We start from the raw sequence: 16,107 nt of genomic DNA on the forward strand, positions 1-16,107 counted from the left end.
CACGGGCGGGGCCACCGGCAGCCCCAACCCGACCCCCTTGACCATCCCCGGCGGCGCCGCCGTCAGCGTCGCCGTGCCCAGCGCTGCCAGCCATGGCCCCGCCACCGCCAGCGGCACCAGCATCACCTACACCCCGACCGCCGGGTTCTCCGGCTCCGACAGCTTCACCTACACCGCCACCAACGCCAGCGGTACTTCCAGCCCGGCCACGGTAACCATCACTGTCAGCGCGCCAAGCATCAGCCTGAGCCCCACGACCTTGAGCGACGGCACCGTCGGCAGCGCCTATAGCCAAACCGTCAGCGCCTCCGGTGGCACCGCGCCCTACACCTACGCCATCACCGCCGGTAGCCTGCCGGTCGGCCTGGCCCTGAACACCAGCAGCGGCGTGATCAGCGGCACACCAAGCACCACCGGCACCCTCAACCTGACCGTCACCGCCACCGACGCCAACAGCGCCACCGGCTCCCAGGCCTACACGCTGACCATCAACGCCCAGGCCCCGGTAGCCAATGCCGTAAGCGCCACGGTCGCGGCCAACAGCAGCGCCAACCCGATCACCCTGAACATTACCGGCGGCGCCGCCGTCAGCGTCGCCGTGGCCAGCGCCGCCAGCCATGGCACCGCCACCGCCAGTGGCACCAGCATCACCTACACCCCGACCGCCGGGTTCTCCGGGTCCGACAGCTTCACCTACACCGCCACCAACGCCAGCGGCACCTCCAGCCCGGCCACGGTAACCATCACTGTCAGCGCGCCGAGCATCAGCCTGAGCCCCACGACCCTGAGCAACGGCACCGTCGGCAGCGCCTATAGCCAAACCGTCAGCGCCTCCGGCGGCACCGCGCCCTACCCCTACGCCATCACCGCCGGTAGCCTGCCGGTCGGCCTGGCCCTGAACACCAGCAGCGGTGCCATCAGCGGCACACCGAGCGCCAGCGGCACCCTGAACCTGACCGTCACTGCCACCGACGCCAACAGCGCCACCGGCTCCCAGGCCTACACGCTGACCATCAACGCCCAGGCCCCGGTAGCCAATGCCGTCAGCGCCACGGTCGCGGCCAACAGCAGCGCCAACCCGATCACCTTGAACATCACCGGCGGCGCCGCCACCAGCGTCACCGTGGCCAGCGCCGCCAGCCATGCCCCCGCCACCGCCAGCGGCACCAGCATCACCTACACCCCGACCGCCGGGTTCTCCGGGGCCGACAGCTTCACCTACACCGCCACCAACGCCAGCGGCACCTCAAGCCCGGCCACGGTGACCATTACCGTCAGCGCGCCGACCCTGGTGCTGACCCCAGCGACCCTGGGCGCCGGCACGGCGGGCAGCGCCTACAGCGCGACCCTCAGCGTCGCCGGCGGCACGGCGCCGTACACCTACGCCATCACCGCCGGTAGCCTGCCAGCGGGCCTGAGCCTGAACGTCGCCAGCGGCCTGATCAGTGGCACACCGAGCACCGCCGGCACGAGCAACCTGACCGTCACCGCCACCGATGCCAACGGCGCCACCGGCGTGCGCAACTACTCGATCGCCATCTCCGCCGTGGCGATCACCGTGCCAGCGTCCAGCCAGATCCTGGCGGCGGGCCAGTCGGCCACCGTCGACCTGACCCAAGGCGCCACCGGTGGCCCGTTCACCCAGGCGATCCTGGGTTCGGTCACCCCGGCCTCCGCCGGGCGAGCGCGGATGATCGGCCCATTCTCGATGAGCTTCGTGCCCTCGGCTGCCTTCGCCGGCACCGCAGTGGTCAGCTTCAGCCTGCAGAACGGCGGCGGTGCCAGCGCCGCCAGCACCGTCAGCTTCATCATCCAGGAGCGTCCAGACCCGACCCAGGATGCCGAGGTCATCGGCCTGCTCAACGCCCAGACCCGTGCAGCAGAACGCTTTGCCAGCACTCAGATGGACAACTTCAACCGCCGTCTGGAGCAGTTGCACCAGATGAACTGCGACCGCAATTCGTTCAACGCCAGCTTGCGCAAGGAAGGTCGTGACGTGCCCCTGGGCGAGATCGCCAAGGCCGTCCAGGACCAACTGGGGGCCTCAGCCCACCAGACCGAGCAGGAAAAACGTGAAGCGGCCGCCGCCCTCAAAGACAGCTGCAAACAGGATGCCCTGGCCTTCTGGAGCGACGGCTTCGTCAACGTCGGCTCGACCCACACCCGGGGCGCGCGGGACAGCAGCTTCACCACCCTGGGCCTGAGCGTCGGCGTCGACTATCGCCTGTCGCCCAGCGCCATTGCCGGGGTCGGTATCGGCTACGGCAACGACCGCAGCGACATTGGCAAAAACAACACGCGCAGTGACGGGGACGCCATCGGCATCGCCACTTACCTGAGCCTGAACCTGGCGCCGCAGGTGTATGTCGACGGCCTGCTGGGCTACAACCGCATCAGCTTCGACTCGCGCCGCTACATCACCGGCAGCGCCGATGACTATGCCCGTGGCTCCCGCGATGCCGACCAGCTGTTCGCCTCCCTGACCGCCAGCTACGAGTATCGCCAGGGTCCGCTGTCGCTGACGCCCTACAGCCGCCTGAACGCGAGCACCACGCGCATGGACGCCTACCGTGAACGTGGCGGCGGCATTTACGGCCTGTCCTACGACGAACAGCGCCAGCAGAACTTCACCTCCTACCTGGGTGTACGCACGGGTTACGACCTGATGACCCGCATCGGTGTGGTCACGCCCAAGGTCGGCCTGGCCTGGGGCCACAACTTCAGTAGCAGCAGCGACTACAAGATGCGCTACACCGACCAGGGCGACGAAGGCACCCTGTACCGGCTCAAGCCCGATGCCCTGGACAGCGATTTCGCCAGCCTGGACATGGGCGTGGACTTCAACCTCGGACGCGCCTGGCAACTGGGCGTCTCGTACAAGACCGCCCTGGGCTCGGACGAACGCAACGACACCTTCCGCCTGGGCTTGAACGGCAAGTTCTGAACCCTGGCCACAGATTAGTGGCCCGGGACCGGGCCCTACAGCGGGAAATGGCTCCCCCCGAGCCAAGGCAAAAAAACACACCCCGCCAGAGTCCGACTCTGGCGGGGTGTGGTGTTTTTGCCGCGACCTCAGGCGCTGAACCGAGGACTGTCCTCAGGCCGTCGGCAACTGCCCGCTCTCGATCTCCCGGGCCGTGCGCTCCACCGCGCGGCGGGTCTTGTCGATCAACTCATCGATATCGCCACGCGTCGCCACCAGCGCCGGGGCCATGATCATCCGCCCCAGGGTCGAGCGGATGATCACCCCTTCTTCAAAGCCCAGGGTGCGGCAGCGCCAGGCGATGTCGTTCTCGTTGGCAAAGCGCTTGCGGCTGGCCTTGTCCTCGGCGAACTGCAAGGCGGCCACCAGCCCGCAGCCCTGGATCTCGCCGATCAGCGGGTGGTTGCCGAACACTTCGCGCAGGCATTGCTGCAGGTAAGGGCCGGTGTCGTTCTTGACCTTTGTGACCACCCCTTCATCGCGCAGGGCCTTGAGGTTGGCGATGGCCACGGCGGCGGCCACCGGGTGCCCGGAATAGGTCAGGCCGTGGGCGAACACCCCGCCCTGCTCCACCAGCACCTGGGCGATGCGCTTGCTCAGCACCAGCCCGCCCATGGGGATGTAGCCGGACGTCAGGCCCTTGGCGATGGACAAGGTGTCGGGCTCGAAACCGAAATGCTGATGAGCGAACCACTCGCCGGTGCGGCCGAAGCCGCCGATCACTTCGTCGGCGCACAGCAGCACGTCGTACTGGCGGCAGATACGCTGGATTTCCGGCCAGTAGCTGTCTGGCGGGAAGATCATGCCGCCGGCGCCCTGGAACGGCTCGGCGATGAAACCGGCGACGTTCTCGGCACCCAGTTCGAGGATCTTCTCCTCCAGCTGGCGGGCGCAGCGCAGGCCGAATTCGGCCGGGGTCAGGTTGCCTTCGTGGGCGAACCAGTAGGGTTCGTCGATGTGCGCCACGTCCGGGATCAGCCCGCCCATGTCATGCATGAACTTCATTCCGCCCAGGGCCGTGGCCGCCAGGGTCGAACCGTGATAGCCGTTCCAGCGGCCGATCATCACCTTCTTCTGCGGCTGGCCGAGGATCTGCCAGTAGCGGCGCACGCTGCGGATCAGCACCTCGTTGGCCTCGGAGCCGGAGTTGGTGTAGATGGCGTGGCTGTAGTGCCCGGGCAACAGGCTGAACAGCAGCTCGGAGAGTTCCACCACCGCCGGGTGGGTGGTGTGGAAGAACATGTTGTAGTACGGCAATTGCGCAAGCTGGGCCGTGGCGGCGGCCGCCAGGTCCTTGCGGCCATAGCCGAGGTTGGTGCACCACAAGCCGGACATGCCGTCCAGGTAGCGCGTGCCGTCGTTGTCCCACAGGTGCAGGCCCTGGCCACGGACGATCACCCGCGGGCCTTCGGCGTTCAGCGCCTTCTGATCGAGGAAGGCATGGATATGGTGGGCGGCATCCAGGGCCTGGTAGTCCTGGGTACTGCGTTGGGCGGTTGGGTTTTCAGCACTCATGGTCATTCTCCTGCACGACAAGTGGATTCAAGGGAAGGCGCGGCGACGGGACTCGGCCCGGCGGGCACCAGCGGTTCGGGAACAAACAGGGGCTTGCGCATCACCCACTTGATCCAGACCACGGCGATCAGCGAGATCACGCCCAGCACTACGCCGGCGCTGCCGAAGATCCGCGCGGTCATCTCGGGGGACGGCGAGACGTGGTAGATCGCAAACAGCATGCCGACGATGCCCAGCACCTGGGGCCAGGGGTAGAACGGCGAGCGAAACGGCCGTGGCGCATCGGGGTAGCGCCGGCGCAGGGCGATCACGTCGATGTGCACGATGATGTAGGCCAAGAGCCAGGCCAGGGCCGCGGCCAACAGCAACAGGCTGATGGAATCCGGGTCCTGACCCAGGACCAGGATCGGCAGCCCCGTGAGCGCGGCGACGAACAGCACCGCCACCCAAGGCGTGCGGCCCCGCCGGCTGAGGCGCTTGAACTGGGGGAAGGCCTGGCCGTTCTGGGCCATGCCGTAGAGCATCCGCGGCAGCGCCGCCAGGGACGAGTTGACCGTGCTGCAGGTGGCGGTGATCACCGCGCCCACCAGGAACAGCTTGCCGGCCTCGCCGAACACCGTGGTGGCGAACAGGAAATGCGGCAGCGGATCACTGGCCAACTGCGCCCGCGGCACACAGAGCAAGGCTCCCAGGCAATACAGGGTGATCACCAGGAAGATCACGCTCAGGCCGATGATCATCGAGCGCGGAATGTTGCGCTCCGGGTTGCGGGTTTCCTCCACCAGCGGGCAGACGAACTCGGCGCCGACAAAGCCCCAGATGGCCATGGCCGCCAGGGCCAGCGCCCCCACCTGCATGGGGTTCCAGCCCTGATCCAGGGGCAGTTGCAGGTCCGCCTGGGCGCTGCTTACGGCGCCCAGGCCGAGGGTCAGCAGGATCACCACCATCACCACGGCCAGCACCGTCTGCAGCTTGGCGAACACATCGATGCCCAACAGGTTGAGCAAGGTGAACAGCCCGAGCACCCCATAAGCCACCAGCATCGGCGGCAACACCCCGGGGTAGACCTTGCCGATGATCAGGTCCAGGAGCAGTAGCTCGGCGGACAAGGCAAACATCGCCACCACCATGTAGCCGGAGAAGGTGGCGAGGATCGCCGGAAAGTGCCCGATGGCCACTTCGGTGTAGCTGCTCAGGCTACCGGCCCGGGGCACCATCAGCGCCAGTTCGGAAAACGACAGCGCATAGGTCAGCGCCAGCAGGTAGGCCAGCAGCAGCGGGATGAAGAAGCCCAGCCCGGCCATCCCCGCGCCTTGCAGCATCAGCACCATTACCCCCTGGGACACCACCAGGCCGACAGCCACCGACACCAGCGAACCCAGGCCCAGCACCCGGCGCAAGCCGCCGCTGCTGGCGGGGCTCAAGGCCGCCGTGGAGATATTTGCAGTCATGGCACGCACTCCTTTCTTATTGTTGTTGTGGGCCTGCCGCTACGGCGGCAGGTGCAGCGGCGCCGGGGTGGCGCCGCCCAGGCTCGGCAGCGCTCAGCGCAGCTGGAACCAGGTGGTTTTCAGTTGGCTGTACTTGTCGAAGGCATGCAGCGACAGGTCGCGACCGAACCCCGATTGCCGGCCGCCGCCAAAGGGCACGCTGACGTCCAGGGCGTCCACGGTGTTGACCGACACCGTGCCGGCGCGCAACTGCCGGGCCACCCGGTGGGCACGGTTGAGGTCGTCGGTCCACAGCGAGGCGGCCAGGCCGTAGACGCTGTCATTGGCCAGGGCGACGGCCTGCTCCTCGTCATCGAAGGGGAGCACCGCCAGTACCGGGCCGAACACTTCTTCCCGGGCGATGGTCATCTGCGGGGTCACCCCGGTAAGGAGGGTGGGCTCGATGTAGTTGTCGCTGCCGTCGATGCTCAGTTGGCGGCCGCCGCACACCAGCTGCGCGCCCTGCTCCCGGGCGCCGTCGATATAGCCCATGACACTGGCGGTCTGGCGCGCGTCGACCATGGCCCCGGCGCGGCTGGCCGGGTCCAGCGGGTTGCCCGGACGCCAATCCCGGGCCTTGGCCTGGAGGCGCTCGACGAATTCATCGTGAATGCTGCGCTGCACCAGCAGCCGCGAGTTGGCCGAGCACACCTCGCCCTGGTTGAAGAAGATGCCGAAGGCGGCTTTTTCGGCGGCCAAGTCCAGGTCCTGGCAGTCGGCGAACACCAGGTTCGGGCTCTTGCCGCCGCATTCGAGCCAGACCTGCTTGAGATTGGATTGCGCCGAGTACTGCATGAAGCATTTGCCCACCGCGGTGGAACCGGTGAACACCAGGCAATCCACATCCGGGTGCAGGCCCAGGGCGCGACCGGCCTCGCTGCCCAGGCCCGGCACCACGTTGAGCACCCCTTCCGGCACCCCGGCCTCCAGCGCCAGCTCGGCCAGGCGCAGGGCCGAGAACGGCGACTGCTCGGCGGGTTTGAGCACCACCGAGTTGCCCACCGCCAGGGCCGGGGCCAGCTTCCAGGCGGCCATGTCCAGGGGGAAGTTCCAGGGCACCACCGCGCCGATCACTCCCAGAGGCTCGCGGGTGATGCTGGCGTGGCTGTTGCGGGCACCGGGGGCCAGCTGATCGTAGAGTTTGTCGACGCTCTCGGCGTACCAGGCGAAGACATTGGCCGCACCGGGCACGTCGATGTTCCAGGCGTCCATCACCGGCTTGCCCATGTTCAGTGAGTCCAGCAGCGCCAGCTCCTCACGGTGGGCGAGCATCAGCTCGGCCAGGCGCAGCAGGACTTTCTTGCGCTCCACCGGGGCCATGCGCGCCCAGGGCCCCTGCTCGAAAGCCAGGCGCGCGGCGGCCACCGCCAGCTCGACCTCGGCCGCGCCGCAGGCGCTGACCCGGGCCAGCACCTGGCGGGTGGCCGGATTGACGGCATCGAAGGTGGCGCCGGACTGGGCGGCCAGCCGTTGGCCGCCGATCAGCGCCTGGTCAATGAATGTCTGTTGGGCAGCTCGCTGCTGCCAGTAAGCGAGATCGAACACGCTGCACTCCCTCGTCGGCCGTTGCGACGGCCTGCTTGTTATTAGGTCCTGAGGGATGGTGCGTCACCGCGAGCCCGAGGAAAAATACTAAAAATATGCTCCAGCACCATGAAAAAGCTCTGTAGCCTTCAGGCCCCGAAGGGCCCGCGCAAACGCCAGCGCCCCAGGGCATCCGTGCGATGGCCTGGGGTTGGAACGACGCCTGCTTCAAACGCCCGGCAAGCTCAGCCGGGCCCCTCCAGCCAGTCGCCCAGGCGCTGCAACAGGGCGTCGCAGGCGTGCAGTTGCTCAAGGCTGATGAACTCGTCCGGCTTGTGGCCCTGCTCCATGCTGCCCGGGCCGCAGACCACCGTGGGGATGCCCGCCTCATGGAACAGCCCGCCCTCGGTGCCAAAGGCCACGGTGGCGAACTCCCGCGAGCCGCTGAGCAGCGCCAGCAGTTGCGCGGCCTCGCTGTCGGCGGCGGTGGCCAGCCCCGGGTAGGCACTCAAGGGTTGCAGGTCGATCCCGGTGTCGGCCTGGACCGCCTGCATCTGCGGCACCAGCTCGGCCTCGGCATAACCTTGCAACTGCTCCACCACGGCCTGGGCGTCGTAGCCCGGCAAGGTGCGCACCTCGAAATCGAACTGACACTCGGCCGGCACGATGTTCAGCGCACGGCCGCCCTGGATGGTGCCGGTCTGCACCGTGGAAAACGGCGGATCGAAACGCGGATCGTGGTGCTCGGGTTGCGCCAGCCGGCTACCGATTTCCCCCAGCTTGCCGATCAGCCGCGCGGCGTACTCGATGGCATTGACCCCATAAGGCGCGTAGGCCGAATGGCAGGCCGCGCCCCGCACCTGGCAGCGCATGGCCAGCTTGCCCTTGTGCCCGAGCACCGGACGCAGCTCGGTGGGCTCGCCGATCAGGCACAGCAGCGGCTTGTGCAGGCGTTGCTGCAAGCGTTCGAGCATCGGCCGCACCCCCAGGCAGCCCACCTCCTCGTCGTAGGAAAACGCCAGGTGCACCGGCAGCCGCAGGCGACGCCGGGTCAAGCCCGGCACCGCCGCCAGCACCGAGGCGAGAAAGCCCTTCATGTCGGCGGTGCCACGGCCGTACAGCCGCCCTTGCCGCTCGCTCAAGACAAACGGCTCGACGCTCCAGGCCTGCCCATCCACCGGCACCACGTCGGTGTGCCCGGACAGCACCACCCCGCCACAGTCACTGGGGCCGATGCTGGCAAACAGATTGGCCTTGGTCCGCTCGGGGTTGTAGATCAGCTCGCTGTCCACCCCATGGCGCGCCAGGTAGTCGCGGATAAAACCGATCAGTTCCAGGTTGGAATCGCGGCTGACCGTGGCAAAGCCCACCAGCTGCGCCAGCAGCTCGCGGCTCGATGGCTCACTCATTGCCCGGCACCCCGTAGCTGGGGGCCGCCGTCGGGTCCAGGGCGCGAGTCAGGTAGTCCTGCATCTGTGGCCGGTAGGCCTGCCACAGGCCGGCGAGCTGGCCGATGGGGTCTTCATCGGCCCAGTCCACCCGCAGGTCGACGATGGGCCAGGTCAAATCGTCAACCACGCTCAGCGCCGCCGAATGCACCGGGCCCGCCTCGCCACCGGCGGCCATGGCCGCGTGCAGCGCCGCCAGCAGGCGCTCGACTAGCATCCCCGGCGTCTGTTCGAACGCCTGGACCATGGCCTGAATGACCCCGGCGTCCGCCAGCAGGTTGCCGGCGGCCACGCACTGCTCGCCGGCCAGCGCATGGTGGGTGCCCAAGGCCTGCTGGCCGCTGAACAGCGCCGTACGGCCCTGGTTGTCGATCACCGTCACCTGGCGGTACTGGCTCCAGCCGTTGCGACTCAGGGCCTGCTCCAGGGCGGTGCCGGGGTCGAGCCGGCGCTGTTCCAAGAGGTCGAGAATCTGCGGCCCCAGGGCCGGCAGGGTGACGTTTTGCGTAGCCACCGCCCCCACACCGGCCCGCAGCCAGGGGCAACGGGCGCCGACGGCGATGCTCGACGAACTGATGGCGATGCCCAGCTGGCCGGTTTCGGCGCAGCGGCCAACGATGGAAAAAGTCATGCAAACTCCTTGGCCCATGGGGCCTGCGTCGACGCCGGACGCGGCATCGGTGAGAACAACGCCGGGGTCACTCGGGAATCACCGCGATCACGTCGATTTCCATCAGCCACTGCGGCTGGCCGAGGGCCGACACCACCAGCCCGGTGGAAATCGGGAACACCCCTTTGAGCCACTTGCCCACTTCCTGGTACACCGGCTCGCGGTAGCGCGGGTCGGTGAGGTAGGTGGTGGTCTTGACGATGTGGGACAGGTCGCTGCCGGCCTCCTCCAGCAGTTGCTTGACGTTTTTCATCGCCTGCTCGGCCTGGGCCCGGGGGTCGCCGAGGCCCACCAGCCGGCCATCGAAATCGGTGCCGACCTGACCGCGAACGTACACCGTGTTGCCAGCGCGCACGGCCTGGCACAGGTCGTTGTCCAGGGACTGGTTGGGGTAGGTGTCCTTGGTGTTGAACATGCGAATACGAGTATGAGTCGGCATCAGTGGGCTCCCACGCGGTCGAGGTTATGGAGGGGCGTCTGCGGCTGCGCTGGAGACGGCGCCGCAGACTGCCGGGCTTCGCTGTAGGCAAGGTATTTGCGCTGGGTGGCGATGTGATCGGCGACGTGCTTGGCGTCGTGCCAGACCCCCCAGATAAAGGAGGAGCCGCGGCGCGACAGCCAAGGCAGGCCGAGGAAATAGATCCCGGGCTCGCGGGACACGCCGCGCTGATGCAGGGGCTTGCCCTGTTCGCTGAAGGTGTCCACTTGCAGCCAGGAAAAGTCCACCGCATAGCCGGTGGCCCAGATGATCGAGGTGACCCCGGCCGCCAGCAGGTCCAATTCCAGAATCGGCTGTTTCACGCACGGCGGGTCAGGCAGGCGCTGCCGGGCTTCGGGCTCCAGCGGCAGGTCGAGGCCGTTGCGGGCGATGTAGGCATCGGCCGCGTCCAGCAACGCCAGGTAGTTCTCGTCGCCCCGCGCCAGGTTGTCCACCAGGTCCGCGCGAAAGGTCACACGCTCGCCGTCGAAGGCCTGGGTCAGGCCCACCAGGGTGATGCCTTGATGAGCCAGGGCGCGGAAGTCGATGGTCTGGCCGCCACGGGCACCGCTGACGGCGATGGTCACGTGTTCCCGCCCGGGCTTGGCAATCTCCGCATCCCACTCGCCCAGCACCCCAAGCCACCAGCAGAAGTCCCGGCCACGGTAGGAGCGCGGCGGCCGGTCATGGGCGCCCACCGAGAGGTAGACCTGACGCCCCGCTCGTTGCAGTTCATCGGCGATCTGCACGCCGGAAGAGCCCGCCCCCACCACCAGCACGGCACCCGCGGGCAGTTGCTGCGGGTTGCGATAGGCAGCGGAATGGATCTGCTCGATCCGTGCGTGCTTGGGCGCAATCGGCGGAATCACCGGACGCTGGAAAGGCCCGGTGGCGGCCACCACGCGCAGGGCCTGGATCACCCCGTCGGAGGTTTCGACGGTGAAGCCGGGCCGTCCGACATTGCGCTGCACCTTGTGCACTTCCACACCGGTGCGGATCGGCGCATTGAACTGCCGTGCATAGGCCTCGAAGTAATCCGCCACCTGATCCTTGGCCGGGAAGGCATCGGCCGGGGTGTCGAATTCCAGCCCGGGAAAGCGGTCATGCCAGGCCGGGCCGTTGGCCACCAACGAGTCCCAGCGACCGGTGCGCCAGGCCTCGGCGATACGGCTGCGCTCCAGCACCAGGTGGGGCACCCCCAGTTTGCTCAGGTGTTCGCTCATGGCCACGCCGGCCTGGCCCGCGCCGACCACCAGGGTATCCACTTGTATTTGTTCTACGGTCATGTGTGTGTCCTTCTGCGAGACGGGGGCGCCAGCGCCAGCGCTGGACACCTGGTTCAGAACCCGGGTGTGAGTCGGATGCAGCAGATGGTGCGACAGACGTCGACGAAGGAAAATGACTAAAAATATGCTCCCTGGATAAGAAAAAACGAGGCAGCGCGGGCGCCTGCGGCCGCAGGTTGCACAGGGCCCGACGGTGCTCGTGGGCATAGGGGCACGGGCTGATGGAGATCAGACTGATCCGCAGGGCCTTTCAGATGATTACCCGGCAAAAAAGCATTTCCGAGCTTTCGATCTGCAGGCACTGAAGGCACAATGCGTACCTTTTTGGCTGGCCCTGCCGGAGACCCTGAAATGATCAAGACGCCGTACTACCTCATCGACAAGCAGAAGCTTTTGCACAACATGCAGAAGATCGCCTACGTGCGCGAGCAGTCCGGCGCCAAGGCCCTGCTGGCCCTCAAGTGCTTCGCTACCTGGTCGGTGTTCGACCTGATGCAGCAGTACATGGACGGCACCACCTCCTCGTCGTTGTACGAGCTCAAGCTCGGCCGGCAGAAGTTTGCCGGCGAGACCCACGCCTACAGCGTGGCCTGGGCCGACGACGAGATCGACGAGATGCTGGCCAACTGCGACAAGATCATCTTCAACTCCATCAGCCAGCTGCAGCGCTTTGCCGAGGCCAGCGCGGACAAGGTCCGTGGCCTGCGGGTCAACCCCCAGGTCAGCAGCTCGGACTACCTGCTGGCCGATCCGGCCCGCCCGTTCAGCCGCCTGGGCGAATGGGACCCGGCGAAGATCGAGCAGGTGATCGAGCAGATCTCCGGCTTCATGTTCCACAACAACTGCGAGAACGGCGACTTCGGCCTGTTCGACCAGATGCTGAGCACCATCGAGGAGCGCTTCGGCCACCTGCTGCATCAGGTCGAATGGGTCAGTCTCGGCGGCGGCATCCACTTCACCGGCGAGGACTATGCCCTGGACGCCTTCTGCGCACGGCTCAAGGCCTTCTCCGAGAAGTACGGCGTACAGGTCTACCTGGAGCCGGGCGAAGCGGCGATCACCCAGAGCGCGTCTCTGGAAGTGACCGTGCTCGACACCCTGTACAACGGCAAGCACCTGGCGGTGGTGGACAGCTCCATCGAAGCCCACATGCTCGACCTGCTGATCTATCGCCTGAACGCCAAGCTGGCCCCCAGCAGCGGTGAACACAGCTACATGATTTGTGGCAAGTCTTGCCTGGCCGGAGACATCTTTGGCGAGTATCAATTCGAACGTCCGCTGGCCATCGGCGATCGACTGTCGTTCGTCGACGCGGCGGGCTACACCATGGTCAAGAAAAACTGGTTCAACGGCCTGAAAATGCCATCCATCGTTGTGAAACAACTCGATGGCAGCATCGACGTGGTTCGCGAGTTTGGTTTCGAAGACTACCTGTCCAGCCTTTCCTGAGCGGACAGACACGAGGAGAAGTAAATAAATTGAAGAAGAATGTTCTTATCATTGGTGCAGGAGGTGTCGCCAAGGTGGTGGCCCACAAGTGCGCGCAGCACAACGACGAACTCGGTCGTATTGCTATCGCGTCGCGCAACATCTCCAAATGCCAGGCCATCATCGACAGCGTCAAGGCCAAGGGCAGCCTCAAACAGCCCGCTGAAATCAAGGCCTACGCGCTGAATGCGCTGGACATCGAAGCGACCAAGACGCTGATCCGCGAAACCGAATCGCAGATCGTCATCAACGTCGGTTCGGCCTTCCTCAACATGTCGGTGCTGCGTGCCTGCATCGATACCGGCGTGGCCTACCTGGACACCGCGATCCACGAAGAGCCGGGCAAGATCTGCGAAACGCCGCCCTGGTACGGCAACTACGAGTGGAAACACCTCGAGGAATGCCAGGAGAAAAAGATCACCGCCATTCTTGGCGTGGGCTTCGATCCGGGCGTGGTCAACGCCTATGCCGCCCTGGCCAAGCAAGAGCATTTCGACCGCATTGATTCCATCGACATTCTCGACGTCAATGCCGGTTCCCATGGCAAATATTTCGCCACCAATTTCGACCCGGAAATCAACTTCCGCGAATTCACCGGACAGGTGTGGAGCTGGCAGAACAGCCAGTGGACCAGCAACACCATGTTCGAAGTCAAGCGCACCGACGACCTGCCAGTGGTCGGCTCGCAGAACCTGTACCTGACCGGCCACGACGAAGTGCACTCGCTGTCGAAGAACCTCGACGTGCCCAACGTGCGTTTCTGGATGAGCTTCGGCGAGCACTACATCAATGTGTTCACCGTGCTGCGCAACCTCGGCCTGCTCTCCGAGCAACCGGTCAAGACCGCCGAAGGCCTGGAAGTGGTGCCTCTGAAAGTGGTCAAGGCGGTGCTGCCTGATCCGGCTTCCCTGGCCCCGGGCTACACCGGCAAGACCTGCATCGGTGACCTGGTCAAGGGCACCAAGGATGGCCAGCCACGTGAAGTCTTCATCTACAACGTGGCCGACCACGAAGAAGCCTACGCCGAGACTGACAGCCAGGGCATCTCCTACACCGCCGGCGTGCCGCCCGTGGCCGCCGCCCTGCTGGTGGCCCGTGGCGAGTGGGACGTGCAGCGCATGGTCAACGTCGAGGAGCTGGCCGCCGAGCCGTTCCTCAAGGCGCTGGACGTGATGGGCCTGCCGACCCGCATCAAGGATGAACATGGCGACCGTCCATGGGACGCCAAGGCTTGATGCACTAGCCACAACAGGGGGCGCCACACAGGCGCCTCCTGCCCGGGACGAGTTTTTCGCTGGTGCGTCGCTTTTGCATTTCTGTGCGACAGATCCCACTTCAGGGGCTCCCGCCCGACTCCTTCGCAGTGTTAGCTTGGCAAGGTTTCTGACTATTCGTTCAGATAATCCTTACCCCCTGCCAAGGAATGCCCTACGCAATGGATTTTTCTCTCAAGCACCTGGCTGCGGCCACCCTGATGCTCGCCAGCCTGTCCGCGTTCACCAGCAGCGCCCAAGCCAACATCACCCCGCAGCAAAGCGCGGCCATCCTCAAGACCTTCAGCGACGCCCCGGCCGGTGACTTCCGCCAGTTCCTCGGTGCCCTGGCCAAGAGCGAAACGGCCAAGAGCGCCAACCTCGGTCCGGCCATCGCCGCCTTTCTCGACAAAAAATCCCTGAGCGCCGAACAACAGAACGAAATCCATCGCCTGCTGGGTATCTACGCCCGGATCAAGTACGGCAAGGCCGCCACGCAAACCCTGCGCGAACTGGTGGCCATCCCCACCTTCAACGTCGACGGCCTGCCGCAGTACAAGAACCCCGAGTTTCTCAAGATCGCCGAGAAGATTAAGGAGCTGGCCAAGGCCTTCAACCTGAACTTTCGCAACATCGACAACCGGGTCTACGAGATTTCCCTGGAAGGTACCGGCCAGGAAGTGGTCGGCATCCACGCCCACGCCGACGTGGTGCCGGTGACCCCGGAAAACTGGGTGCTCGAAGACGGCACCCGCCTCGACCCGTTCAAGGTCACCCTGATCGGCGACCGCATGTACGGCCGCGGCACCGAGGATGACAAGAACGGCATCGTCGTCGCGCTCTACGCGATGAAGATCATCAAGGAAGAGCAACTGCCCCTGGCCAGGAACTTCAAGCTGCTGGTGGACACCACCGAAGAAACCAGCGGCGACGCGATTCCCTACTACTTCGAGCACAACCCGACGCCCAACTACAACCTGGCGCTGGACGGCGGCTACCCGGTGGTGATCGCCGAGAAAGGCTACGGCACGGTGATGGCGACCTTTGCCCGGCGCGCCGCCGAGGGTAAAGGTGCAGAAATCACCCACCTCACCGGCGGCCTGGCGACCAACCAGATCCCCTCGACCTCGGTGGCTACCCTGATCACCGAGCAGCCCGCGCAGCTCGCCGCCAGCCTGCAGAAAGCCGGCGCCGAGTACGTCAAGCAGCACGGTGGCAACTTCCAGGTCGCGGCCAAGGTCGTGGGCAAGGACGTGGAGTTGACCGTCACCGGTGTCTCGGCCCACTCCTCCGAGCCCGAGTCCGGGGTCAACCCGGTGGCGCGGATGCTGGACTTGATCAACAGCCAGGACGGCAAGATCGCCTTCAAGCACAACGCCTTCACCGACGCCGCCCGCTATGCCGCCGACAACTGGGGCCTGGACTACCTGGGCAAGCAACTGGGCATCGGTTTTTCCGACGACTTCATGGGCCCGCTGACCACCTCGCCGACCCTGGTCAGCGTGGATGACCAAGTCCTCAAGCTGGCGGTCAACCTGCGGGTGCCCAAGGGCAAGACCCCGGAGGTGCTGAAGGGCGAAATCACCGACAAGCTGGCGGCCTGGAGCAAGAAGACCGGCGTGGCGGTGAACATCGACACCAAGATCGCCGAACCGATGTACCGCAACCCCGAGGGTGAATGGGTCAAGGCGCTGCTGGCGGTGGCCAGCGAGAACCTGGGCATGGCGCACAAGTTCGGCACCTCCGCCGGTGCTACCTCGGTGCATGAACTGCCCAACGGCGTGCAGTTCGGCCTGGCGCGGCCCGAGGTCAAGTACACCGGCCACACCGACAACGAGTTCAAGACCCAGGAGCAGTTCCTGCTGGACCTGCAGATCGTCACCGAAATGATGGGCCGCATCGGCCAGTTGCCCAAGCTCTGACGCACAGCCCGGGCCCGCCACCCTGGCGGGCCCGAGGTTTTTCCCCGCTC

11 protein-coding genes are annotated in these 16,107 nt (G+C 66.0%); 4 read left to right on the top strand and 7 right to left on the bottom strand.

Going from position 1 to position 16,107, the window contains the following annotated elements:
* Positions 1 to 2,944: autotransporter domain-containing protein (locus DNK59_RS30610; RefSeq protein ID WP_110725731.1), on the top strand; the 2,944-nt coding region annotated here is incomplete at its 5' end.
* A 153-nt stretch (positions 2,945 to 3,097) separates the two neighbouring features.
* Here the strand turns inward: DNK59_RS30610 and DNK59_RS30615 are convergent.
* The 7 genes from DNK59_RS30615 to DNK59_RS30645 all read right to left on the bottom strand — a co-directional run bounded on the left by DNK59_RS30615 (position 3,098) and on the right by DNK59_RS30645 (position 11,394).
* Positions 3,098 to 4,498, bottom strand: coding sequence for an aspartate aminotransferase family protein (locus DNK59_RS30615; protein WP_110725732.1), 1,401 nt, complete (start codon positions 4,496 to 4,498; stop codon positions 3,098 to 3,100).
* A 2-nt stretch (positions 4,499 to 4,500) separates the two neighbouring features.
* On the bottom strand, positions 4,501 to 5,949 hold the full coding sequence (locus DNK59_RS30620; RefSeq protein ID WP_110725733.1) for an APC family permease: 1,449 nt from the start codon (positions 5,947 to 5,949) through the stop codon (positions 4,501 to 4,503).
* 93 nt (positions 5,950 to 6,042) lie between these two features.
* On the bottom strand, positions 6,043 to 7,533 hold the full coding sequence (locus DNK59_RS30625; protein ID WP_110725734.1) for an aldehyde dehydrogenase: 1,491 nt from the start codon (positions 7,531 to 7,533) through the stop codon (positions 6,043 to 6,045).
* 224 nt (positions 7,534 to 7,757) lie between these two features.
* Complete coding sequence (argE, locus tag DNK59_RS30630) at positions 7,758 to 8,921, bottom strand: acetylornithine deacetylase (RefSeq protein ID WP_110725735.1); 1,164 nt, start codon at positions 8,919 to 8,921, stop codon at positions 7,758 to 7,760.
* The gene (locus DNK59_RS30635) at positions 8,914 to 9,591 is read right to left on the bottom strand and encodes a DUF1028 domain-containing protein (protein WP_110725736.1); all 678 of its coding nucleotides are present in this window, start codon (positions 9,589 to 9,591) and stop codon (positions 8,914 to 8,916) included. Before DNK59_RS30635 ends, argE begins: the two co-directional genes overlap by 8 nt.
* Before the next feature lie 67 nt (positions 9,592 to 9,658).
* Positions 9,659 to 10,069 (bottom strand): RidA family protein, encoded by a 411-nt coding sequence (locus tag DNK59_RS30640; protein ID WP_011061806.1) that lies wholly within the window; start codon positions 10,067 to 10,069, stop codon positions 9,659 to 9,661.
* Complete coding sequence (locus DNK59_RS30645) at positions 10,069 to 11,394, bottom strand: NAD(P)/FAD-dependent oxidoreductase (RefSeq protein WP_110725737.1); 1,326 nt, start codon at positions 11,392 to 11,394, stop codon at positions 10,069 to 10,071. The genes DNK59_RS30640 and DNK59_RS30645 overlap by 1 nt, the downstream gene beginning before the upstream one ends.
* Positions 11,395 to 11,745: 351 nt before the next feature.
* Between DNK59_RS30645 and nspC the strand changes: the two genes are divergently transcribed.
* The 3 genes from nspC (at position 11,746) to DNK59_RS30660 (ending at position 16,057) form a co-directional block, all read left to right on the top strand.
* On the top strand, positions 11,746 to 12,843 hold the full coding sequence (gene nspC, locus DNK59_RS30650) for a carboxynorspermidine decarboxylase (protein ID WP_110725738.1): 1,098 nt from the start codon (positions 11,746 to 11,748) through the stop codon (positions 12,841 to 12,843).
* A gap of 29 nt (positions 12,844 to 12,872) precedes the next feature.
* Positions 12,873 to 14,117: a saccharopine dehydrogenase family protein gene (locus DNK59_RS30655; RefSeq protein ID WP_092313957.1), complete on the top strand. Its 1,245-nt coding sequence runs from the start codon at positions 12,873 to 12,875 to the stop codon at positions 14,115 to 14,117.
* Positions 14,118 to 14,317: 200 nt separating this feature from the next.
* Positions 14,318 to 16,057: a dipeptidase gene (locus tag DNK59_RS30660; protein WP_110725739.1), complete on the top strand. Its 1,740-nt coding sequence runs from the start codon at positions 14,318 to 14,320 to the stop codon at positions 16,055 to 16,057.
* The last annotated feature ends 50 nt before the right edge of the window (positions 16,058 to 16,107 follow it).

The sequence above is a fragment of the Pseudomonas sp. TKO26 genome, assembly GCF_003225665.1.
Taxonomy (GTDB): domain Bacteria; phylum Pseudomonadota; class Gammaproteobacteria; order Pseudomonadales; family Pseudomonadaceae; genus Aquipseudomonas; species Aquipseudomonas saponiphila.

What these genes read in the sequence shown, in the direction of transcription:
- DNK59_RS30615 (WP_110725732.1), bottom strand. Translation starts at nt 4,498, where the DNA reads ATGAGTGCTGAAAACCCAACCGCCCAACGCAGTACCCAGGACTACCAG.
- DNK59_RS30620 (WP_110725733.1), bottom strand. Translation starts at nt 5,949, where the DNA reads ATGACTGCAAATATCTCCACGGCGGCCTTGAGCCCCGCCAGCAGCGGC.
- argE (WP_110725735.1), bottom strand. Translation starts at nt 8,921, where the DNA reads ATGAGTGAGCCATCGAGCCGCGAGCTGCTGGCGCAGCTGGTGGGCTTT.
- DNK59_RS30635 (WP_110725736.1), bottom strand. Translation starts at nt 9,591, where the DNA reads ATGACTTTTTCCATCGTTGGCCGCTGCGCCGAAACCGGCCAGCTGGGC.
- DNK59_RS30640 (WP_011061806.1), bottom strand. Translation starts at nt 10,069, where the DNA reads ATGCCGACTCATACTCGTATTCGCATGTTCAACACCAAGGACACCTAC.
- DNK59_RS30645 (WP_110725737.1), bottom strand. Translation starts at nt 11,394, where the DNA reads ATGACCGTAGAACAAATACAAGTGGATACCCTGGTGGTCGGCGCGGGC.
- nspC (WP_110725738.1), top strand. Translation starts at nt 11,746, where the DNA reads ATGATCAAGACGCCGTACTACCTCATCGACAAGCAGAAGCTTTTGCAC.
- DNK59_RS30660 (WP_110725739.1), top strand. Translation starts at nt 14,318, where the DNA reads ATGGATTTTTCTCTCAAGCACCTGGCTGCGGCCACCCTGATGCTCGCC.